We start from the raw sequence: 24,808 nt of genomic DNA, 5'->3' as shown, positions 1-24,808 counted from the left end.
GGCTAGGTGGTTGTTCTATAATTAGAGAATCAACATTTGACGAGATAAATCCATCAAAAGAGCGAAACAAATTAAGGAGAGGGGTGAAAACTGATGCAGTCCGTCACGATAAAGATAAGATTCTTTCCAAGTCGCTCCATCGAATTAAAGTTATTAAGTAGAGAATATATTCGAGTGATTAATACATTAACAGAACAAGCAGAAAAAGAAGGTTCATTCCCCAAACTCACAACGAAAGATGTAAAAGCCAAACTCCCTTCTGCTGTACTTAATCAAGCGATTCGTGATGCTAAAAGCGTATTTAAGAAAACGAAGAAGGAAATGAAGCGTCCAATATTAAGGAAACCAACCTACTATATCAATAACCAAAACTATTCCATCGGCAATGCCTCTATTGCTTTTCCGATCATCGTGGACAACAAAGCGAAAAAGACAATTTTTCCTGCACTTTTAACAGAAAGAGATCAACAATTTCTTCAAAATGCAAAATGTGGTCTTATGAGAATCGTTGAGAAATCAGGAAAATGGTTTGCTCAAGTTTCACTTAAAATTCCTACAGAGACAACCACAGGCGAACAGGTAATAGGCATTGATTTTGGATTAAAAGTCCCTGCTGCTGTCGTGACTAGCGAAGGAAAGACGAGATTTTTTGGGAATGGTAGAGAAAACAAATATATGAAACGCAAGTTCCGTAGTGAACGAAAAGCTTTAGGAAAGAAGAAAAAGCTATGTGCTATTCGTAAACTGGATCATAAAGAACAAAGATGGATGAAAGATAAGGACCACAAAGTAAGTAGACAAATTGTCAATTTTGCCGTGGAGAATCAAGTGTCTGTCATTCACTTAGAGAAGCTGACAAACATCAGAAAAACGACAAGAACAAGTCGTAAAAACGAAAAGAATTTACACACATGGTCATTCTATCGCTTGGCACAATTCATTGAATACAAAGCAAATATGGCAGGGATCAAAGTGGAATATGTGAATCCAGCGTATACATCGCAAAAATGTCCATCTTGCTCTACGCTAAATAAAGCGATAGATAGAAAATATTCGTGTCCATGCGGGTTTCATACGCATCGTGATAAAGTCGGTGCAATGAATATCATTCACGCACCTGTGATTGGTGGTAATAGTCAATCAGCCTAAGATGCTAAAACGCACTGTCTTAGGAGGGCTGATGGCACAGCCCAATCTTGGGGTCATACTTCGATAGCAGAAATGCACTTCGACTTAATCATCCAAGAATCCCACTGCTTTAGCTGTGGGAGTGTCAATAAATGGTTAAAGTTATTCTTGGTCCATAGGGTATCATCAATGCATGCGTAATTCATGATGAAATCACCCTTTCGGTTGGGTAAGGTCCCACTTTAACAGGGCGTCCAGGAAAAAAGATAATGCAAATGCTCCGGCGGATTTGTCAGCGGGAGAGGCAGCACGCGAAATGCTCCGGGCAGATTTTTGTCCTCTGCTGCAAGCTGAAAGTGACAGGCGGCAATGCCCAAGTCTACCTTCTGGATATCATAGCCAAGCGCATCGCTGTAGCCCCGCGCCTTGTACTCATAGAAATGATAGGTCTGTCCGTCCGCATCCCTGATAATCCGCCAGGGCTGCTTGTTGGAAGCCGACGGCGCCAGCCGCGTCATTTCCAGGGGGTAAGCATAGTCTCCGGCCTCGGCGGGAGTCAGGGGGTTGTTGAAGGATTCCCGGAAAAAAAGTGTCTCCCAAGGCATGCGCTGGTCCGATTTGGCCACTTTGCGGACGATGTTTTCGGTCAAGCGTCTTTTACCGGCGGCATAACCGATTGGAGAGATAACCGGGAACAGTTGACCTTCGCGCACGTCCATCGCTTTGGCGAATTCGCTTCTATTGAAGGTTCCGCCCATCCAGCAGGTGCCGAGCCCTAATGAGGTCGCATATAAAACCAAATGCTCAAACTCATAGCCCAGCGCCTCCAGCGCCAGTGCTCCGTTGGTCACGGAAGCCCCGATATAATCTTTGGCGCCTTTGATAACGCCGTAGGTGCCGAGCTTCCGCGCGTTTGCGGCCTGCTCCGTTTGCAGCAGCTTGAAATGTACCTCTGCCGAGAAAGGATTGCCCAATGTGCCGATGAACCACTGAATCTGCTCTTTGGTCCCTTGTTCGATGCTTTCTCTGGAATAGGTCCGGACCGAGGAACGGGTTTTGATGGTTTCCTCCAGCGGAAGTGCCAATGCAGTGCTCATAATTTTATTCCTCCATATCAAATTAGATGTGGAAATAAATTACTGTTCAAGTTCTTTTCCATAGTATACCATAGGCGCATTGATGCGGCTGTTGTTCCTGTAAGTAGCAGAGAGGAATTGTTGGAGAGCGGGGATGATGGACGATGAGGATTCAAAATATAGAATTTAAAAGCTTAAGCCTGGATGATTTGCGGCCGGGCCTGCTGGATTCCTTCAACAGATTTCAACGGGTGACCCGCGCCTGGCGCACAGTTGAAGGGGAGCGGAAGCTGGTCGATGCGCCGTTCATTGACAACTGGGACGCCGCAACCAAAAACGAAATCATTGCCGAGGATTTTCATACATGTATTCATAATGGGGGGAAGGTCATATGTGCTGTACATAACGGGCAAATCGCCGCGTTTGCCGCATTGCTGCGCGAGCTGTTCGGCAGTGCGCAGCAGTACGCGGATTTAATGCAGCTGCATGTCTCCACGGATTTCCGCCATGCCGGGCTTGGAAGAAGCTTGTTTATGATGGCGGCGGAGCAGGCTGAAGCGTGGGGCGCGCAGAAGCTGTATATCTCCGCGCATTCCGCAGAAGAAACACAGGCTTTTTACCGGGCGTTGGGCTGTGTTGATGCGGTGGAGATTAACGCGCATCATGTGGCGCTGGAGCCGTTTGATATACAGATGGAGTATGTGATTGGCCGGGATAAGAATCAGCGAAAAACAGACTGAATTTGGGTTCCGCTTGCTGGATATCCGGGACCGCCGGGCACGATTTTGCGCAAAAAAGACTAAAGCAGAACGCACTCCGCAACCCCGGCAGCTAAGCGCAGCCAGCGATGTATAGCCTCATAGCACTCGGGAGGGTCAGTGTGCGCCCTCTTTTGCCTTGCGTTTCCACACATCAATGGCATGGGCGTCCAGGCTGAAGAAAATATCATCTTCATCGTCTTCGGCCTCAATCTCAACCTCGCCCGCGAATGCCGTCAGATAACGCGGGATAAAAGCGGCGAGATTCGGCGCCAGCACCAGTTTGTTATCTTCGTCGCGCCCGAAATTGATGATCTGGCCCATGCTTCCTTGCTCGCCGGGGTCCAGATCGACCCCAACCGCATTGCCCGATCCATCGTAAAAGAGGGGAATCCAGCGGAGATTGGCATATACGGTTTGGATCGCGCCCGGCGGAGCGGAGGTGCACAGGCCTCCCAGTTCTTCAAGGCCTTCCGGTCCTTCCGAATCAATCAGCTCTTTCCAGTCATTCCACTTTCTGCACAGCTCAGTCAGGGACAAAAAGTCGAGCCCGAATACGATGCCGTACATATGATTTTGTCCGTTATGTATGCGATATAATTCCTCTACTTCCTCCGGAAGCGGGAAGCCGAGCTGCTGTTCCGCTTCAAGCAATTCCTCCTCCGTAGCCGGTTCATTCAAAAATTCGGGGAACCTCCGCTCCTGTTCGCTCATGGCCTGTATAAAAGCCGGCCACACCGCAGCAATATTGCCCATCACATGACCTCCTGTATTACGGGGAAATCCGGCATGGCAGGCATGTCCGGCCGTTCCCACTGAATGGTTTGCATCAGTATCATTGTACCATGCTTTACGAAATCTTCCTCCCCAAAAGATGCGGTGTACAGGCGTCTCCGCTTCAAACAGAACCGGGGATGCATGGAAAAATTGGCCCCAGGTGCTGCAAATGGGGTATATTTGAAGAAGGCAGGCGAGTAGCCGTTGCGGACTGTACATACAGTTTCTAAGTAAGGAGGGATCAGGGGAAATGAAGAGAAAAACCGGTAAATGGTTGAAAATTTCATTGGTGGCGCTGCTGGCCTTAACCCTGGTGGGAGCGGGTGTAGTGTATGCCTTTGTCATTAAACGGCCGACACAGATTGCCGAGTACGCCGATACGAAGCCTCATAAGTGGAACAGGGTAGAATTGGGCGGAAACGTCCGTTCAAGCGACGGCTCGGAATATTATCTGCTGACCAAAAAAGGGAGCAGCCGCAACTGGATTATTTTTTTCTCCGGCGGCGGGGTTAGCTGGGATGCCCCCAGCGCGGCTAGCCCGATGAAAATTACCAACATTCTCACGGGAAAAGATCCCGGCAATTACTTTGCAAATCTGCCTTTTTACATGCTGACCCTGCTGGACGGAATCATGGCGGACCGGCCGGAGAACCCCTTCCGGGAGTGGAATGTCGCATATATTCCTTATTCGACCGGCGATTTCCATATCGGCAACCGTATCGCCAAATACCCGGAGAAGGATGGCAGCAGCCTTATCGTGAATTATAACGGCAGAAATAATGTGCAAAGCAGTCTGGACTGGATTTACGAACATGCCGTTCAGCCGGATAAACTGCTGATTGCCGGAGAAAGCGCCGGCGGCTTCGGGTCGGCCTTCTGGGCGCCCGAAATCGCCGGGCATTACAAAGATGCCGAAATTTATCAATATTCGGACAGTTCTTTTTTATACAGCGACAAATGGCCTGGGATCGTTGATAACGAATGGCATGCCGATTTCAAGAAGAACTTCGGTTATCCGGCGGCTGCGGATCTGATCGGCGCGGCGGTTAGAGGCAATAGCCGTCAAATGGCGGACGGGACGGTCTTTTTGCAATCCTATTCTTTGTACGATGAAATCTTGACCCATTTTGAGAATAAAATCAACGATAAAGCCCCGGTCTCCAGCCAAAGCGATGCAGCCGCCTGGTCTAGAAGGATGACGTCAGCAGTCCGGGAATTGGCCGAAACCCTTCCGAATTATGTTTATTTTGTGACCGATGACGGGCTGGATGCCAAAAAAGGCACCACCTCGCATACCTTCGCGACCCGCGATGTCTTATTCAAGACAGAGGAAGACGGGGTGCGGCTGGCGGATTGGCTGGATGACATCATCAACAAACGGCAGAAATATTCCGTTGGCGGTAAGTTATTGTCTGCTCCGGCGGATGAAGGGGAACGGACGGAAAAAAAGGGCGCTCCAGAAGAGAGCGTTGGTACGAAAGGGGGAGAATAGGTGGGCGGATTCAGGGAACCGGGCGGATTTTTTGACTTTTTCAGTGAAGTACCGGTGTTCTTCAGGCTGTTTATCGGCGCTATTTTTCTGGTGGTGATCAGTGTTTTCGCCTATGTCATTATTAAAGGACTGCGCATTTTTGCCGATGTGTATAGCTAGTTATTGACCCACACGTACATCTCATTGATGGGGTGTTCGTGTGAATCAATTTTTTAATGAAACTTCTGCTGATGTTTTGGCAGGAGTTTTTGATTTGGAAGCAAGATGTATCTTTGAAGGGAATGGGGGAGATCGAACGTCTAAATTAAAAAGAGCACTGCGTGTTTAGAAAAGAGGGAGATTTTGAACTTGAAGATAATTAGGAGAAAAGGAACTATAGCTGCAGTAGGTATAATCCTGCTGATCGTGATCATCACTACTATTGCCTGTTGGCATGGGATTGGAACTTTATTTGCATCAGGGAAATATGATAATGAGCAAAACATGGTGGAAACCATCATGGACAAAACAGCGACTCCAGGCGTAGCTATCGTATCATCCAAGCAGGGCAAGGCAGAATTTAAGGTATACGGCTACGCCGATGTTGATCAAAAAAAGCAGGTCACTGAAGAATCGTTGTTTGAATTGGGCTCGACCACCAAGGCGTTTACGGCTCTGGCTATAATTTTGTTACAAGAAGAGGGAGCCTTAGCTTATTCCGATTATATTTCAGATTATCTTCCATGGTTTGCGCCAACCTATAAGGGAGAGAAAACTAAGATTTCGATTAACCAGCTGTTGGTTCATACAAGCGGTATACCGTCATGGAGCATCAGGTTAATTCCAGAAGGTAGTACTGAGGAAATGCTTGGAACAACCATACATAAGATTTCAGGCATTACATTAGATACATATCCCGGGACTGAGCATCAGTATGCAACTGTTAATTATGATATTTTAGCAATGATTATTGAACAAGTTACAGGCATAAGCTATCAGGATTATGTGACTCAACACATTCTGGTTCCGCTGGGGATGACAGACAGTTATTTTTCATCAGGACAGGAAAAGAAACCGGATCAGCTTACCCAAGGCTATCGCGTGTTTTTTGGAAAAAGCTTAGCATATAATGCCCCCAGATATTACGGGAATATTGCTGCGGGATATTTGGTAACGAATATAAAGGATTTGGAGCATTGGATCAACGCCCAGATGGGAATAAGCGATGTACCGGATAATCTGAAGAACGCCATTCAACAATCCCATGAGGTTGACATCCGGGCAGCCGGATATGAAGCTAAGAACCAATACTATTCCTTCGGATGGAGCAATGACCGGGTCAACCGGGTGATCAGTCATAGCGGAAGTAACCCGAATTATTCCTCTCAGGTCATTATCGACCTGGAGCGGCAGGAGGCGGTATTCGTGCTCGCTAATTTGAATTCAACTGCACCCTCGCTGATTGCTAAGAATAAGTATGAGCAAATGAATGGGAATCCAATGCACAACTTCAAATATGACGATAGCTACATAATAATTGATTTGGTATCATCGTTCCTAGTCCTGTTAGCGGCTATTGGCATTACTCTAAAGGTTATTAAACTAGCCGGAGGGAAAAACCAAAGCATAATAGATGAAAATGCTAGACGCAGGAAAAGAATCCGGGCCCGTATTACTCTGCTCTTTAGAGCACTGCTGTTGGTAGTGGTGCTGATCTGGCCTTATCTGTTGAACTACAATTACAATATGATTAGCGTATGGATGTCCTATTCAGTATTGTTGTCGATGGGGCTTGCTGCTATTAGCTGCATGTTATCCATTATCTTGGCTTGTATCAACTGCTCATGCTTGAAAAAAAGTTGTTATAAGTCGATCGTCTGAATGAAGACTTCGTGTTCTCCTTTGAGCCTTCCCCCGCCTTTTTGGGTAAATTAACCATAAGGCTTGTATAGCTAGTTGTACTTGCGGTACACATCTTAGGTATATACCCGAAGTAGAAATAAATTTAGGAGGAAACCATTATGACAAACAATAGCATGAAAAAAGCTGCAATTATTTTGAGTCTCTCAATTGTTACAGCTGTATTTCCCGGTCAAGCCTGGGCTGAGCAAGGTACAAGTACTTCAACTAACGTAACGAGTTCAGCTAGCAGTAATCCTTATGAGGTTGCGGGCATCAACGATCCAGCGGAATTTACGGCTTATTTTGCAAAATTGCAGAAAGCAGTTGAGGGCAACAAACCAGCAGAAGTGGCAGATCTGATCTCCTATCCACTGAATTTAAACAAAGACAACAAAAAATATGTTTTTTATAACAAAAATGAATTTATTAAAAAATATGATCGTATCTTTACTTCCCGTGTACGTGAAAATCTGTTAGCTCAAAAAGCCGATAAGGTGTTTGTGAACTACCAAGGGATTATGGTTGGAGATGGAGATGGAGATTTGTGGATTGGTAATCAAAACAATAAACTTGGAGTTATTGCGGTTAATATCCTTAACAATCCATATGAAGTCGCAGGCATCAACGATCCAATCGTATTTGAGCATAACTTCAGTTTGCTCCAAAAAAACGTTAAAGAAGGAAAAAAATCCGAAGTAGCCAATTTGATAGTGTACCCATTGAAAGTGAATCATAACGGAAAAACCATGCAAATCAAAACCAAGAAGGATTTTATTGCAAAATACGACAAAATCATAACTGCTAAAGTTAAGCAGGCATTATTAGCGCAAAAAGTCGAAAAAGTATTTGTCAATTGGAAAGGTGTTATGATTGGTAACGGAGAACTGTGGATTGGACAGTTTGGGGAGCAGGTTGGTGTGTTTGTTATAAACCAGTAACTGAAAACTCATAATGATCGTATTCCTTATAATTGCATATTTGAGGAGTTGCAGGTGAAGAGGCGTACAGAAGCGATTGCGCGTGCTCGAGAGGTCGGATTACTTTTGTGCTGCGTACCCTACTTTAGTAGCTACCGCGTTATTGCCGGGAACCGATATGATGTAATAAGAACATTTCATTATATCGGGGAGTGATTGGTTATTAAAACAAATAGACGAACGGCGATCCAGTTGGGACTGCTTCTTATAAGCAGCATGATATTTGGTGTGTTTAGCTCTGTGCCTGCATTAGAACGTTCCGATTATTTCGAACAGTTGCCAAATCTCGAAAAGCATGTGTTGACAGCGGCTTTTTTTCAAACGGCAATGGCCGTAGCATATGTTGCTATAACCGTATTGTTTTATTCCCTTCTAAAGACTTACAGCGAGCGATTCGTAACAGGATTTGTCGCTTTCAAATTAATAGGTGCAGGTTTTCTTTTCCTCGGAATCGGTTTTCTCCCTCTTTTATTGGAAATCAGCCAAAGTGCAGTATCGGCCACTCCTGTAAACGCAGTTATCTTTGAATGGAATGCAGAATGGCTTCGGCAGGGCCGGGATTTCGTTAATCATATTGGCATGATCTTGCCATGGAGTATCGGCAGTTTAATTCTGTATTATTGCCTATATACAACTCGACGGATTCCAAGATGGCTGGCGGTATGGGGGATGATAGGTTCCATCTGTACAGTTGCCGCTACGTTGATTCTATTATCGGACGGGATTTCGATCACAACTTCGGCCTATATGCTCTTAAATGCACCAACGGCTTTTGGCGAATTGATTCTGGCTTTATTTCTAATGATAAAAGGATTTAACGTTGACGATAAAGAGCTGAGGGGAGCAGCGAATAACGCATGAAAATCGTTGTGCTAGGAGCAAGTGGAGCCACCATTTATAGATGTTACGCTCCAGCCACTTTCGCACTACATATATACCTATTGACATTAGCTTTATTGTGGCTGTCCATTTTTTAAACAATTGTAAAACAAACAACCTTACAAGCGTGTAAGGCAATTGTCATCTAGATCAATAGTATCAACCTTGCTGCTTCTCTATACTAATCCATTGAAAGGATTATTTTTAAGGGGGAGTTGGCGTGAGGTTTTTTGAGATTCTGCTATTCTTTTCAAGTGTTTGTTTGTTGGCACTCCTGTTCATTTTCAATCAACGTATCCGAAGACCAGCTTTGCTTCTGACAAGCGGAGCAGGCTCCATTTTTTTAGTGATACATTTGCTTGTCGAAGGGTACAGGGTTCAGCTTTTATTTTTATACGGGTTTACGGTCCTGATGCTTCTGCTTTCGCTTAGAGACGTTTTCATAACGCCGAAAGTCGTTCGGACTGCCTCGAGAATCCGTAGGGTTCTGGGCCGCCTTTTTATCGTGTTTGGGCTAATCGCAACTTCGTGCTTCCTTTATGTGTTTCCCGTATTCGACCTTCCGGCGCCAACCGGCGAGTTGAAGGTAGGCACGCAAGTCTTTCATTTCACTGATCCAAGCCGGGAGGAGACATTTGGCACAACCGCGACAGGCAAGAGGGAGTTGATGGTTCAGGTATGGTATCCGGCTCAAGCTGGCACCGGCAGGTATGCTCCCTTTATTCCAGATACCCCAATTTTACGTTATATGGCCGCGAACTATGGCCTTCCCGGGTTTACTTTTCAACATCTGAAGTACGTATCCAGTCATGCTTATTCAGGGGCCGAAGTCTCTTCGGCACAAACTTCATACCCGCTGATCCTTGCGAATCCCGGCAACGGCTCATCCAGGTTCCTCCACACGTCGCAAGCCGAAAATCTCGCGAGTCACGGATATATCGTGGCAGTGATCGATCACACCTACAATACATTTGCAACCGAGTTTCCGGACGGCCGAGTCACGACCAGCACAACCGACGACTTATTCTCGCCCGACCATGACTACCGGACGGAAAGCGGAAATCGCGACAAGTTGGGGAAAGTTTTAACCGACGATGTGGTGTTTGTGCTGGACCAATTCGAGCTCATCCAATCGGGGCAGATTTCAAGTGATTTCAAAGGGAGGATTGATCTCGGCCATGTCGGAGTGTTCGGTCATTCCATCGGCGGAGCGACGGCCTATGACGCATCTTACGATCCGCGAATCACGGTTGGCATAGACTTGGATGGAGGGCTCTATCGACTGCGTGACAGAGAGGGTCTGCGAAAGCCGTTTTTGTTCATCAACTCGGAAAGCGAATTCGAAAGATTAAAAATGGTGATGGATAACCGGGTCTACACGGATGCAGAGCTTAAGCGTATGGGCTCAACAAGAGAGTGGAATGACCAGGTAACGGAGGATAAGAAGCTGGAGCTTGAACGGATGCGCGAAACGGTCGGCGAAGGGGGACAATTCCTCTATATCGAAAAAACGGAGCATTTAAATTTTACCGACGTACAGTTCATTTCTCCAATATTCAAAATGCTGGGCATTACAGGAAAGATTGCGCCCGAAAGAGCGGACTCCATTATCAATGCCTATATGCTGGATTTCTTCGATATGTATCTGAAAAATCAAGGCGGAAGCTTAATGAAAGGACCGGATAGCCGCTTTCCGGAGGTGAAGATTGTAACCTCGCTTTTATAAATTACAGAATAAGTTACCGATTTTGATTGCTCCCCTTCAAGTAGACAGGTTTAATAAATAAACCGGTACTTGAAGGGGAGTTTTCCGCTTGTTCATATTCAGTTCATATTGTCGTCATGGGGAGTACATCTCTATCGTATATGCTAGTTTAACGGCTCGATAAGGCAGCCCAATACAGAAATAACGACAGGAGAAGACGCGAGTGAAAATACGTGAGGTGGAGAAAATGGACTTGGATACAACAACAGGCAAAAAACCAGCTAGTAAAATGAAAAAAATACTTAGCATTTTACTTAAGGTATTAGCAGTATTAGCTATAGCAATCGTCGTTTTTCTTGCCATTGTTTTTGTCGTTGATAAGATCAGCAGTAAATCAGAGGAAGGAAAAATAAAGCCCTATGGTCAGTTTGTAACCGTAGATGGGAAAAACATGAATGTCTTGATTCAAGGACAAGGCGAAGAAACAGTCGTGCTACTACCAGGTTTGGGAACAGGAACACCAGCACTGGATTTTAAGCCGCTAGTAGAAGAGTTATCACCATTTTACAAAGTCGTAGTGATTGAGCCTTTTGGTTATGGATTAAGTGATGTAACCGAAAAAGAACGAAGCATAGGAAATATTGTAAGTGAAATTCATGAAGCTTTACAGGGGCTTAAAATTGACCGGTATATCCTAATGGGTCACTCCATCGCAGGCATTTACGGACTAGATTATGTGAACAAATATGAACACGAAGTGAGTGCATTTGTCGGGATCGATAGCAGTGCTCCAAAACAATACGGTGATAAGGTTGTTGAATCTCCAATATCAAATACAACAATTTCCCTACTCAAAAAATCAGGTTTAGCCAGATTGATAATGAAACTAAGTGCTGACCCCTATGCTGCAATACCAGTTGATGATGAAACCAAAGAACAAATGAGAATTCTTTCTTACAAAAACTTCAGAAATCCTACTATTGTGAATGAAATAGAAAATATGTTTCCTAATTTTAAAGCAGCTGAAAATTTAACATTCCCAAAAAACCTTCCTGTTATATTCTTTTTACAACCGGATAGTACAGCAATTGAAGGATGGTCAACACTACATGAAGAGCAAATAAAAGATTCTGTACATGGAAAAGTGATGACATTTGAAGGAACACATTATTTACACCATACCCAATCAAAAGAAATCGTTGAAAACTTTAGGGCGTTTATGGAAGAAGTAAAAAAGACAGGTAGATGATTTAAAAATGAAAGTTTAAACACGGTCCTCGTATTATCCATGCTGCGGCATCATGTGCAAGCTTCCTTGCATGTCATGTCGTAGCATTTTTTTGATAGTTCATATTCAGTTCTTATTGCCACTCATATACCCTCAAGAATGGATCGGAAATCTCGTCAAGCTGCTGTTAAGTAAAATTCTTATCAAGATGAAACTGTCGAAAAATGCTGTAATAGCCGAATAAAAACAACTACTTCATATCGGTTATTTTCATATTACTTTCATTTTGCGGGTTTATGTATGGAGAATATCAAATGGCCTAGTCTCAGCATCGAATGAAATTAATTATAAGTTTGAGGGGGAGCATATAAGCAATTTTGTGTTTGGAGGATCAGATGAACCTATAACTCTATTGAACTATTATGATTATAAATTTAATAATAGCAGTTTAAGCATATTTTCAAGAGGACATGTAAGCAATGCAATAGATATTGAACCAAATAAGTGGGTAAACTTCAGCAAATTCCTCATACAATGTGTTGGATTATTAATAGGCGGTCTAGGTGCCGGATTGCTGATGACAAATGGTAAGACACATTGTTCTTCATGTAACAAAGCGTATTTACAGGAACATAAACTTTTGGACGTAAATAGCGAGATGATAGAGCCGGTAATAAGTGAAATCAATCAATACATACAAAATAACAACGGTTTGGTCATTGTCCCAATTGTCAACAGGGCTACCTGATAAAGAGTTGTTATACGCTAGATAAACATGGGAACTTTGTAGAGCAAGAAGATAAAAAGGCAGTAATTTCTATCAGCCAAGAGATTGTAGCTAGTGTACTAAAAGCAGAAAAAGCATCATAAATGAAAAGAAAAGCGAGTGACCAGCTTTCAGCATCTGTATCTCCTTGAATGATAAGGTTTTTCTCGTCAATGGTCTCCGATGTGTCTGTGACCCCTTGATCCTGAAAGTACTGTTTATAAGTTTCTGCCAGCTTGTCGAGCTTTTCTTGGGATTTTAATATTAAAAGAACCAATTTTTTGCCGTCGTTTTGCTCTGAGTGGGAAGTGGTTATTTCAGCATCATCCGGGAGTGGAAAGTCCTCTGGCGAATATCAGTACATAACAGGACAATTTGGAAAAACAACTTTATTCGATAGAAGATGTAACGCAACAGATTTGGATTGAAGCCGAACAGTTGGGTTAATGGAGAATAGAATTCAGACGCTCGTTGAAAAGAATCAACAAACTGGCGGGAGTTTTTTTATTTCTGTTTAGACCAAATGAGAGTTCTTTGTGAGGAATTAGAGCCCTGCAGATATATTTTTTGAATGTTACCAAAATCATTATTAATTGAAATATTAAAATCCCCAGCTGATCCATTAAATGATAATAGACTTCCTTTTATTTTTATATAGAGCGTATTATCGTTATAAGTAAGTTTATATCCTCTATACTTATTTGCACTATCTGTAAAAGCATCTTTTATTAATATTGAATTATTTGTTATGTTGCATTGTGACACAAAAATTGTGTTAGGATTTATTATATTGGTAAACATAAAAAGAAACCCCACTATAGAAATTATAGGTATAGCAATCGCTGCAATTACAAAGTTGCGTTTTTTTGTGGTCAATTCATCACCTCATTCATTATTTTACATATATTTCTATTACAATGAAATACGTCTTTACAATCATCTTTTAATATATTCAACTTCCGTAGCTCAAAACCTTAATCAATCCCTATGTATAACTTTTAGAACGTAAATAAGAAGCTAACGAAGTCTCTTAAATCGCAAAACCGGGTAATTCATGGTAAATGAGTTCAAGGTAACGATGAAAATGAGTAGTGAAGAAAATATACATATATGAAAGAGACATCTGATAAACGGCTCTACGAAGAAAGGAATCAGCGGTTCGCCTTAAAAATTGATTCTTTAACTTTGAGGGGGAAACCCCTCTTTTTTCTTCTGTGATTAATATCGAAGGATGTGATAAGGTATCGTATTCGCGGTGCCTTTTTTCTATTTTTTGCGCCTCCCCCACCTTTTGGGTAAAGTAACCCTAAGCAATACTTTACCCAAATCCAACACGAAACGAAGTGATGCCCCATGACAACTCACAAAGTACCCAATAGATTAGCCAAGAGAATTCGCCGTATTTGCTGCAACACGCACATAACCCGGTGAACTGGTTCCCTTGGTCGGAAGAGGCTTTTGAAGTCGACAAGCGCGACAACAAGCCTGTCTTCTTATCTATTGGGTATAGCTATTTGTTGATTCACACGTACCTGCCATTGAGGGGATGTTCGCGTGAATCAATTTTTAGAAGCTTCTGCTGAAGGAATTGGCGGAGGCTTTTTCTATGAAAGTATAGGATTAGTGATCATCATATTCTTCCATTCCATAGTATAATAAAAACACGTTTCAAAAAGGTTATTTAGACACGATGAGTTCGTTTAATCAATTGTATTTCTTATACTTATGAACTTCGTGAATATTACGTTATATGAAAGATGGTTAAAAAAATATTGGAGGTAGTTATTCATGGATGCATTCAAAAAGCTAACGTATGATGTTCCTGGTATTCAAGGAGTAATACGAAAATATACGGGAGAACCGTATATCTCAAATATTATGGAACAACTTGTAAGAGCGGTGGGTGAAAGGAAACTTGATGAAGTAATTTATTTTTTAGAATTAATAAATGATTGGTATGGTCAGAATCAATCAAGAATTCAATCTAATGAATACGTTTCAAATCATAATGTCCACCTAGCACTTGAACAGAAAATCAAAGATTACATAAGTGAATTGAAGAATTTAGTAGACTCACAGATAGACGATAAAAGCACTGAGGATCGAGGTAAAGAAGAGATGAAAATATTCGTGAGCCACTCTTCCAAAGATAAAAGTATTTGTGATGCATTTGTAGAATTGATGGAAGTAATTGGAGTGCCAGAAGAAATGATCTTATACACATCTTCAGCTAGACATGGTATTCCGGGTGATCTTGATATATTTGACTACCTGCGACAGAATTTATCGGGGCAAACAACCGTCTTTTTTATGTTGTCTGATAATTATTACGAGAGTGTGTATTGCCTAAATGAGATGGGGGCAGCTTGGATAGCCCGAAACGATTTCTCGACATTTATATTACCTAATTTTTCAGGAGAAATTAGAGGAGTTATTGATCGTAATAAAAAAGGCTATTCTCTTATGGAACCAATTGATCTCATTCAATTCAAAAACAAACTATTAGAATCGTTTGAAATAAATCTTTCAGAAAATAAATGGGAGGACATTAAAAACAATTTTATTGAGAAACTTCGAAGAACCTATAGCTAACTCAAAGATGAACCAATCCTTCATATAACAATATGTTCACGCATCGGGCTACGCCCTCGGTCCCGGAAGAAATGTCGAAGAAGCATATGCCGGAACACACCTGCATCACCTAACCGCAACGCGGCCGGTCCTACGGTCCTTAATGTGGTGAGGCGTCGTGAACGCGGAACGTTATACGATAGAATCAATTAAAAGCAGTATAAAGAAGATTAATTTACATGCATAAAATATTGATCCAGCATTCTCAGAATGTTTTATCCTGAAATTATTGTAGGTCTATAAATAAAAAACCTGTGGGAGGTGCAGTATGTATCATAATTTTTTATTGGTACAAAAAGTAAATGAGCATGCAGATTTTAAAGTACATTTTGCAACGGGACAATATATTAATTGGACATACGAAACAATGAGGAGCCCCTCGAAGAAGCTGAACAATCCAATGTTTCCTATAATCATTACTGATCAGAGAGTAACAATTCAAGAAAAGCCGAAAGGACGTGAAACAAGTTGTTATAGAATCTCAGAGAATAAAATCAGATTTATTGATGATTACGGAGTACCAGATGGTTTTCTTATATGTATTACAGGACCAGAGGGTTACCTACCTAAGTTAATAAAGTTTGGTCCAAAGCCTAACTTGTACATGGAAGGATTCCCCCATAGAAACCCTGGAATATTTGATTTCTACGTCAATGCAACTACGAGGGAGGCTTCAATATTAGTTCATACAACTGAAAGATCACTCTTTAGCATGGCTGTTGATTTTGAAAAATATGATGGCGATTTCAGTGTACATAGAAGGACTAATTATCATGATGCATTTGATTTAACAATAGCTTTAAATGCAGGAAGGTTTGAAACAGTAACAAAAAAAGACGTAAGGGATATTATGCCTAACATATTGGAACCAGAGTCTGAAAAAATAGTTGAAGTTATGAATGAGTTAATAGATCATTTGAATACAAAACAAGATAGCAGTGTACCTAATAGTCTCAAATTAAAAATTGCTCATGTATTTAATAGTGTACTTGCAACATCTTCTGCTACAGTTACGGTAGTAGATTCGTACATGAACAATGGAAGTGTAGGGAAAATGATTAAGACATTGATAGAATATTTTTCTCAAGGATAAGTTGGTTGAATCATAGGCATGCCCAAATGAAAAGTGAAATCTACTTAAATACCTACTCAATAAAGAATTAATAATGTGGGTGAATTCAAGAAGAACGATTCCATCGTATAACACCATATTATGCGAACCATTTTCTGCACCTTCAAAAATGCCCGAACCCCTTGCCCGTAAGGCTTTCTCCACATTCCCTACTTCACTTTTGGTGCTTTGTCTTCGCATAACTTTGATTTTTTCAGCTTAGATATACGAAAGGTACATGAGAGATATGCGCAGTAAAAGATATACGCACCTGATTTTTACGTGATATACGAAGCTGATGATCAGAGTATAACTTGACTCGATTCGACAGTCAAATATATAAGCATTGACTTACTATTGTGGTCCAATTGAGTTTTGCGGAAGACATTTTAAAAAGAAACGTTATTCAAAATTAAAATAGCTTCAAAGGAGCGCATAATTATGAAGGTAGATAGAACGCACGGAGTAAATCTTATATATAATATATATCACGAATCTCTCGGCAAGAATGAGCAGTACATTTTAGACTCCAATGTAGTGGTGAGTATAGAAAAGGCATTTTACCATCCTTCAAAAATGAGGGAGGACAAACTAAGGAATTTAATGATGTTCCTTAGACATATAAATAATGAAAATAAGAACTGTGAATACAGTCATGCGTTAAGTGAACTATCTATTGATTTAATAGAAGGAGAATTAGAACGTAAAAAGTATTACGGTAGTAAACGAGCTGTTTCAAGTATTTTAAGTTTATCAATACCTAAACTAGAGAAACATATAAAGTATCATAAGAGTAAAGAGCTTCAAAATCATGAGCCAAAGCAAAAATCAAATCAAGAATTAATTAATTCGATTCGAGACTCTCTTTACAATACTTCTAGAATTGTTATCGTATCTTACTTACCTATGCTTAAGTTTTATCAATTGATTAAAATACATGGTATGCAGAAAAAAGAAAGAATTTTTAGAGAAGTGCTAGAATATATGACGAAGGTTATCGGATCTATTTCACTATATGAGATTGCTGCTATAACTTATTTTTTGTTTTCGTCAGATGAGGAGTTTAATAATTTACAATCATTAATGAAAGTCAATAATAATATTGAATTGGTCAGAAAGGCTTGGAATGTGTCTTGGTATATGAGTTTTTTGAGAATCATGAATACCTATTCTGCGAGCCAGAGGTCAGGTGAAGAATCGGGGGATAATTACAACAGAATCCTAGCAACTAATCATCGTGCTCTTAGTAATCTAGCAGAGGCAATGATTAGTGATGAGACTGCTCATTTTGACGGAAAATATGTATCGAACGTTAGAATTGATCCCGAGAAATTAAGTCCCAAATATCATGATTTTTATAGTTCAATTAGTGCTGAGTTTAATTCTCATGAGAAAAAAGTGAGCGCAAAAAAGTACTTGAAAATCTAAACGCAGAAGAAAATGTAGAACGATTAATCAAAATTACCGAAAATTTAATTAAAGATCTGATAAAATCCTGAATAAGTTGTATAGCTAACCCGATATTTGTTCAGCGGGCTTTTTTCAACATATTTTGTCGCTTAAATTATAAGAATTCAATAAAATATTTGAGAGAACGGTCACTAGCGCAATCAAGCCTAAGTTCCCTGCAACCTCCCCAACCATTTTGGGTAAACTAACCCTAAGCAATACTTTACCCAAATCCACACGAAAAGAGGTGATGCCCCATGACAACTCACAAAGTACCCAATAGATTAGCCAAGGAAAAGTCGCCGTATCTGCTGCAACATGCTCACAACCCGGTGAACTGGTTCCCTTGGTCGGAAGAGGCGTTTGAAATCGCCAAGCGCGATAATAAGCCCGTCTTCCTTTCTATTGGGTATAGCTAGTTGTTGACTTCAAAGAACTTGCCATTGGTGGGATGTTCGTGTGAATCAATTTCTATAGAAGCTCTTGCTAATAGTATTAGTGGGAGTTCTTCAGTTGGATGCAGGAACATGTTCGTCATATTCTTCCATTGTGCAGTATAATAAGAATACAGTTGATAGAAACGTCCTACCTAATAATGTTTAAATAGTTAGAGGATGTTGGGAGTTTCACGAAGTTCGTGAATATAATAATTTCCAAAATTATCTAATTATAGAGGGGGAATATATGACAATGAAGGAAGAAGAAATAAACCATCATCTTGAAATATTAATTTATGAAGATTTTGAGTTTCATCCACAACACTATATTAAAGATTTTATCAAAATTCCAAATGATATTGTCTCACATAAGCATTTATTGAAAGGCGCATCACTTGATAGTAATTCAATAGAATATTTAGTTGATCTCGTTGTGAATGATTTGAAAGAGAACCGTAGATTTCGCAGGGGAGAGTGTTTAAAAGTCTTGAAACAAATTATTAAGAATCGAGAATCTGAAGACCTTCCTAAATCCTTGATCTCAAAATTATTTTATCTTTATAAAAGTTTTATTCTTGTGGGAAGAGAAGAGATTCAGTGGGCGGTCAGCTTGTTTATCAAGAATCAAGTATTAGATAATGATGAAATACTATGGCTAATTGATAATTATCAAGAATCAGATCATCTTGTTAATCGATTACTAAGGTATCCCAAAGCAAACTCGTTAATTTTCAAGTGGGCTGAGGACGTATATAAGAATGGGCTATTACTTGATAGACAATCAGAAGTTGTAGCTATTTTAATATCAGACTCTATCCCCAAATATATTTCTGTCAGTGCAGATACATTGATGTGGGGGATTTATTATTCAAGGTGTGATTTAAAAAAGAAAGAAGAGTTAATAGTTAATCATTTAGACTTTACCGACTATTTAGCAGCCATTAAGATTGCTGCAAGACTGAATATACCAACAGTAGTAAAAAATTTATTAGGTCATTATATGGAATTGGCTTCGGAGAGATGACATCGTCTAGTACCTTTTTAATGCATCGGGGACTAAGCACCTCAATCTTCAATGGTTTGGGAGAAGTGAGTCTGACACACACAATTCGAAAATACATAAACTATCAAAAAAATTTAAATACAGAAGAATAGTAAAGAAAAGTTGAGAAGGAGTTTGTGGGAGATTATGATTTATGCATTAGGCTATAGAAAATTTTCACTTGAGCATGGACATGAATTTATTATTCAGAAACATATAACGAAAGATGAATACGACAGTCATAATATTGCGTTAGGAGAAGCAAGTAAAATAAGTGCAATGGACAATGTTCACAATTTATTAAATAGAAACGGAAATGAATTTTTATTATATTCATCAGGAGCAAAAGATTATCAAGGGGCAGACGAAAAAGTAGCATACTTAGAAGCTAATCGTTTACTAATCAACTATTTAGCGGCAGTATCAATGTTTATCGATTATGGAGAAAAATATAACAGTAAATATTTTGGTAAAGAACGAATGAAGAAGTTTCAAGAAAAAACAAGCGTGTTTTACGACAACCACATCTCCTATCGTTTCATTGTACTTATGAGAAACTATGTTTTACATTTTGGCTTTCCTTTATCAGTAATTCATCAGAGTGAATCTGGAACAAATGGATTTTTCGCTTCAAGAGAAACATTATTAAAGTTTAAGGCATGGAAACATGCTACTGAAGATATTAAAAAAATGTCTGAATTAATCTCATTGGATATACATATTGAGATTTCAATGATGTTTATTAAACAACTTTATCAAGATTACATCTATGAAATTGCTCCCACGGTATTAAAAGGAATTGAGTATTTAAATAATATGATAAAAAATACTGGAGGCAAGATGCCTATATTAGTAACATTTAAAAGTGTAGAAGAATTCAAAAAGGGGAACTTATCCGCCAACATCATAGATGCACAGTCTTTTTATGAGGCTCTGGAAATAATTAAAAGTCATCCAAGCATTGATATAATTGAAAGATAAAGATAGTTAATGATTTATAGATTGCCTATGTTTCGACGCTGCTTTCCCTACACTTAGCATTATATTCAAGCAGTGCCTCTTGATGTAGCTTTAGCTGTGAGGTGAATCTAAGAGGGGAATTTCAGCACATAGTCCCTAACGGGGATCGTGAATATAGGAACGTTATTTGCATTCTCCAAATACTAATAGAACTAATAGGGAATATGTCTTGACAGCAGACAATCCCTTTGTGTTCGTTAATACAGTTACGTTATAAGAAAGGGATAAAATGTAAATAAAATGATAAATCCTAAAGAGAGAGCATACAACTTGAAGAGGTTAGCTGAAATTGCAAGGCAAGTTTCCCGGATAGAAAATAAAAAACATACTGTTACATCTAGAATTCTTTATGCAGAGGATTTATTTGAAAAAGCACTTTTAAATGTTTATAGCTTTATTAGACTTTGGCCACATGATGCAGAAACCAAGAAGACATTTGATGCAAGCTCCCTTGCTAGTTTAGCTAGAAATATTATTGAAACTCATAAAGTGTATCATTACATTTCTGAATTAGATATAAGTAAAGAAGAGTTTGAATTGAGATGGAGTATAATGGTATTACATGACGGTTTAGGTAGGGAGCGAATACTTAATAAACTTGGTTTTTCTGAAGAAGATAGTGTAAGAGAGTCTAGCATGATGTCTGTGTCATTTGCAGAGGGGGTATTGAGAAAAAATTCATTATTTAATTTGTTAGATGAAAAATTAAAGAAGAAAATAATGAAAGGTGAGAAGCCATATTTATTTGAGCGGATCGCTAAAAACCACTCTCCAATAAACAAGGATCATGAATCCGGCATGTATAATTTTCTTTCGAATAGTGTTCATTCTTTTCCATTGGGCATTATTAATTATAAAGGGGGATTCTCTGAGAATTTTCATTTAGGAATGTACCATCTAGTAACAATAGCAGTAGAAGTTAGTATTATGTATTTTGCTTCTATAGTAGATTCTTATACTAGATTAAGAAGATTCGTACATCTATTAAATAAAGAAGATATAAAATTTATAAAAACTATGCTGAAGAGTGGAAATTTTTATGAATGGTTAGATCAAAGAATAAGCAAAGGTATGGATTTTGTTTATCCTATTAGTGGTAATTAAAATAAGAGATGTATTTTTTATATCCAATACCTCGACTAAATTAAAATTAAGCTTTTCTATTGTTGGCATGATAATAATGTGGATCTCTATTGTTGCACTTAAGAAGTACATACCTGATCTAAACCTTAGTAAGGAATTCAGAGTTCTATACTTTACAATGCTTATCACTCTTATTTCGGCTATGGGTTGTTTATTAGGAGCAATAATGATTTTGAGTCATTTAAATTATAAAAATAGAATCAATCAGTTTATATTGTTTTTACTAATAGGTGTCTTATTAGGCGTTAGTGTGTATAACAATCTTACAAGAATCGTACTTATTACATTAATTGTAGATGCAATTATATTTTTTATAGTAGTCATATTGTTTAAATAATACTCAACAATTACTACTATGATAGTTACCTCTTACATATATTTATTGTTGATTCTTGTTGGTAGTGGGTTGCTGTCCTTATTTAGCTTTAATTTAAATATTAACCCTTCTATATAAGAAGCACTAAAGAAATTAACGAAAAGCGAAAAGAAGCGAAGGGGAAATTTGGAACTGTAGGAGCGATAGCGCTCGCCTTTGTCACCGGATTTCTACCGCTAGAAGCGGTATCAAATGAAGAAATTCTTACGACAACAGCGACCGGAAGTCCAAATACTCACCGCAGTGACGGCTATGCTTCAAGGCCAAATCTTAAGTGCTTCTTATATAGTATTTTCTATATTATAATTACAATATTTTTAATTCTTTATCGCCTAATAGGAGTAAAAGTTAACCATTTTTTTATTTCTTCTGTAATGGGTAGAAAAAAATCAAACACGAATACACCTCTGAGGATTTAGTATCACACATAAATCTTATTTATATAGTAATTTTCATATTAATAAATTGTACTGGATTAATTTATAAGTCTGGAGATTACAATTTCTTCAATGTACTTAATAACTGCTTTATAACTGCTCTTGCCATTAATCAAGTTAATTGGCGCATTTTTAAATTCTGATGTCTTAAACCACGTTTGCTAGGTTAAAAAGTCTATATAGTTTTATTACCTATTGAGCCCTCCCCCACCAAATTGGGTAAACTATCCCTAGACAACACTTTACCCAAATCATCCGAAATGAGGGGACGCCTGGTGACAACTCATAAAACACCCAATAGATTAGTCAACGAAAAATCACCCTATCTACTTCAACACGCCCACAACCCTGTGGATTGGTATCCATGGGGCGAAGAGGCTTTTGCCAAGGCGCAGGCGGAGAACAAGCCGATCTTCTTATCTGTCGGCTATTCCACTTGCCATTGGTGTCACGTAATGGAAAGAGAATCCTTCGAGGATCAGGAGGTCGCTAAGCTCCTTAACGAACACTATGTCGCGATCAAGGTGGACCGTGAGGAGCGGCCGGATATTGATGCGCTGTATATGTCGGTGTGTCAGGCGCTGACGGGGAGCGGGGGGTGGCCGCTGACGGTGCTGCTGACGCCGGAGAAGAAGCCGTTTTATGCGGGGACGTATTTTCCGAAGCGGCAGATGTTCGGGCGTATCGGGCTGATGGATGTACTGGAGCAGATTCACCGCAAATGGGAGCAGGACGGTGAAGCGCTGGACAAGCTAGGGGATGACCTGCTGGCGGATCTTCAGTCGCTGGACCGCAAAAATGCCGGACGTGCCGGAGAAGGCGGGGCAGGAGTTCCCGGAGAGGAGCTGCTGCATGAAGCGTATGCGCTGTACCGCCGCCAGTTCGATGAGGAATATGGCGGGTTCGGCAATGCGCCGAAGTTTCCTTCACCGCATAATCTGTCTTTTCTGCTGGCGTACAGCCAGATGTATAACCAGCCGGAAGCGCTGCGTATGGTAGAGAAGACGCTGGAGTCGATGTACCGTGGTGGCATGTATGACCATGTGGGCTACGGGTTCTCACGTTATTCCACGGACCGGGAGTGGCTGGTGCCGCATTTTGAGAAAATGCTCTACGACAATGCGCTGCTGGCTATTGCATATTTGGAGGCGTACCAGATCACGGGGAAACCGCTCTATGCAGAGGTCGCCGAGCAGATCTTTACGTATGTGCAACGTGATATGACGTCGCCGGAAGGGGCTTTCTACTCTGCGGAGGATGCCGATTCCGAAGGGGTGGAAGGGAAGTTCTATGTCTTCACCCGTCAGGAGATCGAGGAGGCGCTTGGCCTGGAGGATATGCACTCCTATTGCCATGTGTACGGAATTACACCTGAGGGGAACTTTGAAGGTGCGAATATCCCGAATCTGCTGCAAGGGCTGCCGGACGACATGGCGGAACGGATGGGGATGAACCCGCTGGGATTGCGGACCCGGATGGAGGAATGGCGCGAGAAGCTGTTCGCCTACCGGGAGCAGCGCATTCATCCATCGAAGGATGATAAGGTGCTCACTTCCTGGAACGGGCTGATGATCGCGGCGCTGGCCAAGGGAGCCAAAGCCCTGCAAAAGCCGGAGTACGCTGGGGCCGCAGCCGCGGCGGCGGACTTTATCTGGCACAAGCTGCGCCGCCGTGAGGACGGCAGGCTGCTGGCGCGCTACCGGGATGGCGATGCTGCGATTCCTGCTTATCTGGACGACTACACGTTCCTGCTCTGGGGGCTGACCGAGCTGTACGAAGCTACAGGCCAAGCCGTTCATTTGGAGCGGGCGTTGACGCTTAAGGATGGGCTGCTGGAACTGTTCGCCGATCAGGAAAGGGGCGGGTTCTTCTTCACAGGCCATGATGGTGAGGAGCTGCCGATCCGTTCCAAGGAGCTGTATGACGGTGCGCTTCCTTCGGGCAACTCGGTGGCAGCGAAGCTGCTGTGGAAGCTGTCGGTGATGACCCAGGATGTGGAGCTGAAGACGGCTGCTGAGCGTACGGCAGCGGTGATGGCTGCATCAGCATCCGAGTACCCTCCGGGATATGCGATGTATTTGCAGGCTCATCTGGCAATGGCTTCCGGCGGCCGGGAATGGGTGCTGTCCGGGAAGCGGGAGGATTCCGCGCTTCACGGTATGCTGGCCCAGGTGCAGCAGGCGTATCTGCCTGACGCTGCGCTGCTTGTCAACTGGGAAGGAGACGCCGAAGGGATTCTCCGTCTGCTTCCGCACCTGGCGGACAAACCGGCGCTTAACGGGGAAGCGACAGCTTACGTCTGCCGGAACTTTGCCTGCCGTGCACCGGTTACGAGCATGGAGGCGGTCAGGGAGCTTTTGGCTACAGGCCATCGGGAAGTGTAGCGTAGAAACAAAAGAGCAGCCTGTGGCAAGGGCTGCTCTTTGTTTTGTGCGACCGGCCGTCACTACTTTAGCTCAGAACGCTAAGAATCTGGAAGAATGGAGATCCATATC

At 41.2% G+C, this 24,808-nt stretch carries 20 protein-coding genes and 1 pseudogene; 18 read left to right on the top strand and 3 right to left on the bottom strand.

Going from position 1 to position 24,808, the window contains the following annotated elements:
- Positions 1–90: 90 nt before the first annotated feature.
- Entirely contained in the window at positions 91–1,149 is a 1,059-nt protein-coding gene (locus PRIO_RS20445; RefSeq protein ID WP_046504410.1) for an RNA-guided endonuclease InsQ/TnpB family protein, read from the top strand.
- A gap of 221 nt (positions 1,150–1,370) precedes the next feature.
- Here the strand turns inward: PRIO_RS20445 and PRIO_RS20440 are convergent, their stop codons facing one another.
- Positions 1,371–2,225 (bottom strand): nitroreductase family protein, encoded by an 855-nt coding sequence (locus tag PRIO_RS20440; protein ID WP_020432418.1) that lies wholly within the window; start codon positions 2,223–2,225, stop codon positions 1,371–1,373.
- Between the two features lie 143 nt (positions 2,226–2,368).
- Between PRIO_RS20440 and PRIO_RS20435 the strand changes: the two genes are divergently transcribed.
- On the top strand, positions 2,369–2,944 hold the full coding sequence (locus PRIO_RS20435) for a GNAT family N-acetyltransferase (RefSeq protein WP_020432416.1): 576 nt from the start codon (positions 2,369–2,371) through the stop codon (positions 2,942–2,944).
- 135 nt (positions 2,945–3,079) lie between these two features.
- On the opposite strand, the gene PRIO_RS36150 is transcribed toward PRIO_RS20435, so the two are convergent.
- Positions 3,080–3,718, bottom strand: a complete 639-nt coding sequence (locus PRIO_RS36150; protein ID WP_020432414.1) for an SMI1/KNR4 family protein — start codon at positions 3,716–3,718, stop codon at positions 3,080–3,082.
- Between the two features lie 271 nt (positions 3,719–3,989).
- On the opposite strand from PRIO_RS36150, the gene PRIO_RS20420 reads away from it, so the two are divergent.
- From PRIO_RS20420 to PRIO_RS20395, 7 genes are all read left to right on the top strand, one after another.
- A complete protein-coding gene (locus PRIO_RS20420; RefSeq protein ID WP_020432411.1) occupies positions 3,990–5,231 on the top strand; it encodes a pectin acetylesterase-family hydrolase in 1,242 nt (413 codons plus the stop codon).
- Complete coding sequence (locus PRIO_RS36145) at positions 5,232–5,390, top strand: hypothetical protein (protein ID WP_020432410.1); 159 nt, start codon at positions 5,232–5,234, stop codon at positions 5,388–5,390. It begins immediately after the preceding gene.
- Between the two features lie 189 nt (positions 5,391–5,579).
- Positions 5,580–7,091, top strand: a complete 1,512-nt coding sequence (locus tag PRIO_RS20415) for a serine hydrolase domain-containing protein (RefSeq protein ID WP_046504404.1) — start codon at positions 5,580–5,582, stop codon at positions 7,089–7,091.
- A 140-nt stretch (positions 7,092–7,231) separates the two neighbouring features.
- Complete coding sequence (locus PRIO_RS20410; protein ID WP_046504402.1) at positions 7,232–8,050, top strand: hypothetical protein; 819 nt, start codon at positions 7,232–7,234, stop codon at positions 8,048–8,050.
- A gap of 195 nt (positions 8,051–8,245) precedes the next feature.
- Positions 8,246–8,950: a DUF4386 domain-containing protein gene (locus PRIO_RS20405; protein ID WP_046504399.1), complete on the top strand. Its 705-nt coding sequence runs from the start codon at positions 8,246–8,248 to the stop codon at positions 8,948–8,950.
- A gap of 238 nt (positions 8,951–9,188) precedes the next feature.
- The gene (locus tag PRIO_RS20400) at positions 9,189–10,694 is read left to right on the top strand and encodes an alpha/beta hydrolase family protein (RefSeq protein ID WP_039790225.1); all 1,506 of its coding nucleotides are present in this window, start codon (positions 9,189–9,191) and stop codon (positions 10,692–10,694) included.
- A 226-nt stretch (positions 10,695–10,920) separates the two neighbouring features.
- The gene (locus tag PRIO_RS20395) at positions 10,921–11,922 is read left to right on the top strand and encodes an alpha/beta fold hydrolase (RefSeq protein WP_046507201.1); all 1,002 of its coding nucleotides are present in this window, start codon (positions 10,921–10,923) and stop codon (positions 11,920–11,922) included.
- A gap of 1,249 nt (positions 11,923–13,171) precedes the next feature.
- On the opposite strand, the gene PRIO_RS20390 is transcribed toward PRIO_RS20395, so the two are convergent.
- Positions 13,172–13,543, bottom strand: coding sequence for a hypothetical protein (locus PRIO_RS20390; protein ID WP_046504396.1), 372 nt, complete (start codon positions 13,541–13,543; stop codon positions 13,172–13,174).
- 477 nt (positions 13,544–14,020) lie between these two features.
- Between PRIO_RS20390 and PRIO_RS37485 the strand changes: the two are divergent.
- The 9 genes and pseudogenes from PRIO_RS37485 to PRIO_RS20350 form a co-directional block, all read left to right on the top strand.
- A pseudogene (locus PRIO_RS37485) lies at positions 14,021–14,178 on the top strand (DUF255 domain-containing protein); the annotation flags it as partial.
- 277 nt (positions 14,179–14,455) lie between these two features.
- The gene (locus tag PRIO_RS20385) at positions 14,456–15,259 is read left to right on the top strand and encodes a toll/interleukin-1 receptor domain-containing protein (protein WP_046504393.1); all 804 of its coding nucleotides are present in this window, start codon (positions 14,456–14,458) and stop codon (positions 15,257–15,259) included.
- 307 nt (positions 15,260–15,566) lie between these two features.
- A complete protein-coding gene (locus PRIO_RS20380; RefSeq protein ID WP_046504390.1) occupies positions 15,567–16,391 on the top strand; it encodes a hypothetical protein in 825 nt (274 codons plus the stop codon).
- A gap of 459 nt (positions 16,392–16,850) precedes the next feature.
- Positions 16,851–17,837 carry a hypothetical protein gene (locus tag PRIO_RS20375; RefSeq protein ID WP_046504386.1) on the top strand — a complete coding sequence of 329 codons (987 nt, stop codon included), beginning with the start codon at positions 16,851–16,853 and terminating at the stop codon, positions 17,835–17,837.
- Positions 17,838–18,115: 278 nt separating this feature from the next.
- Entirely contained in the window at positions 18,116–18,277 is a 162-nt protein-coding gene (locus PRIO_RS34975; RefSeq protein WP_020431545.1) for a DUF255 domain-containing protein, read from the top strand.
- A 271-nt stretch (positions 18,278–18,548) separates the two neighbouring features.
- Entirely contained in the window at positions 18,549–19,319 is a 771-nt protein-coding gene (locus PRIO_RS20370) for a hypothetical protein (protein ID WP_046504382.1), read from the top strand.
- Between the two features lie 165 nt (positions 19,320–19,484).
- Positions 19,485–20,318, top strand: coding sequence for a hypothetical protein (locus PRIO_RS20365; RefSeq protein ID WP_046504379.1), 834 nt, complete (start codon positions 19,485–19,487; stop codon positions 20,316–20,318).
- 309 nt (positions 20,319–20,627) lie between these two features.
- Positions 20,628–21,461: a DUF5677 domain-containing protein gene (locus PRIO_RS20360; protein WP_046504376.1), complete on the top strand. Its 834-nt coding sequence runs from the start codon at positions 20,628–20,630 to the stop codon at positions 21,459–21,461.
- A gap of 1,112 nt (positions 21,462–22,573) precedes the next feature.
- Positions 22,574–24,697: a thioredoxin domain-containing protein gene (locus PRIO_RS20350; protein WP_046504371.1), complete on the top strand. Its 2,124-nt coding sequence runs from the start codon at positions 22,574–22,576 to the stop codon at positions 24,695–24,697.
- Positions 24,698–24,808 lie beyond the last annotated feature (111 nt).

Source organism: Paenibacillus riograndensis SBR5 (assembly GCF_000981585.1).
In the GTDB taxonomy this organism is placed as follows: Bacteria; Bacillota; Bacilli; order Paenibacillales; family Paenibacillaceae; genus Paenibacillus_AQ; species Paenibacillus_AQ riograndensis.
Note: the sequence above shows the minus strand (reverse complement) of the source record. Positions and strands in the feature narration are given on the sequence as shown.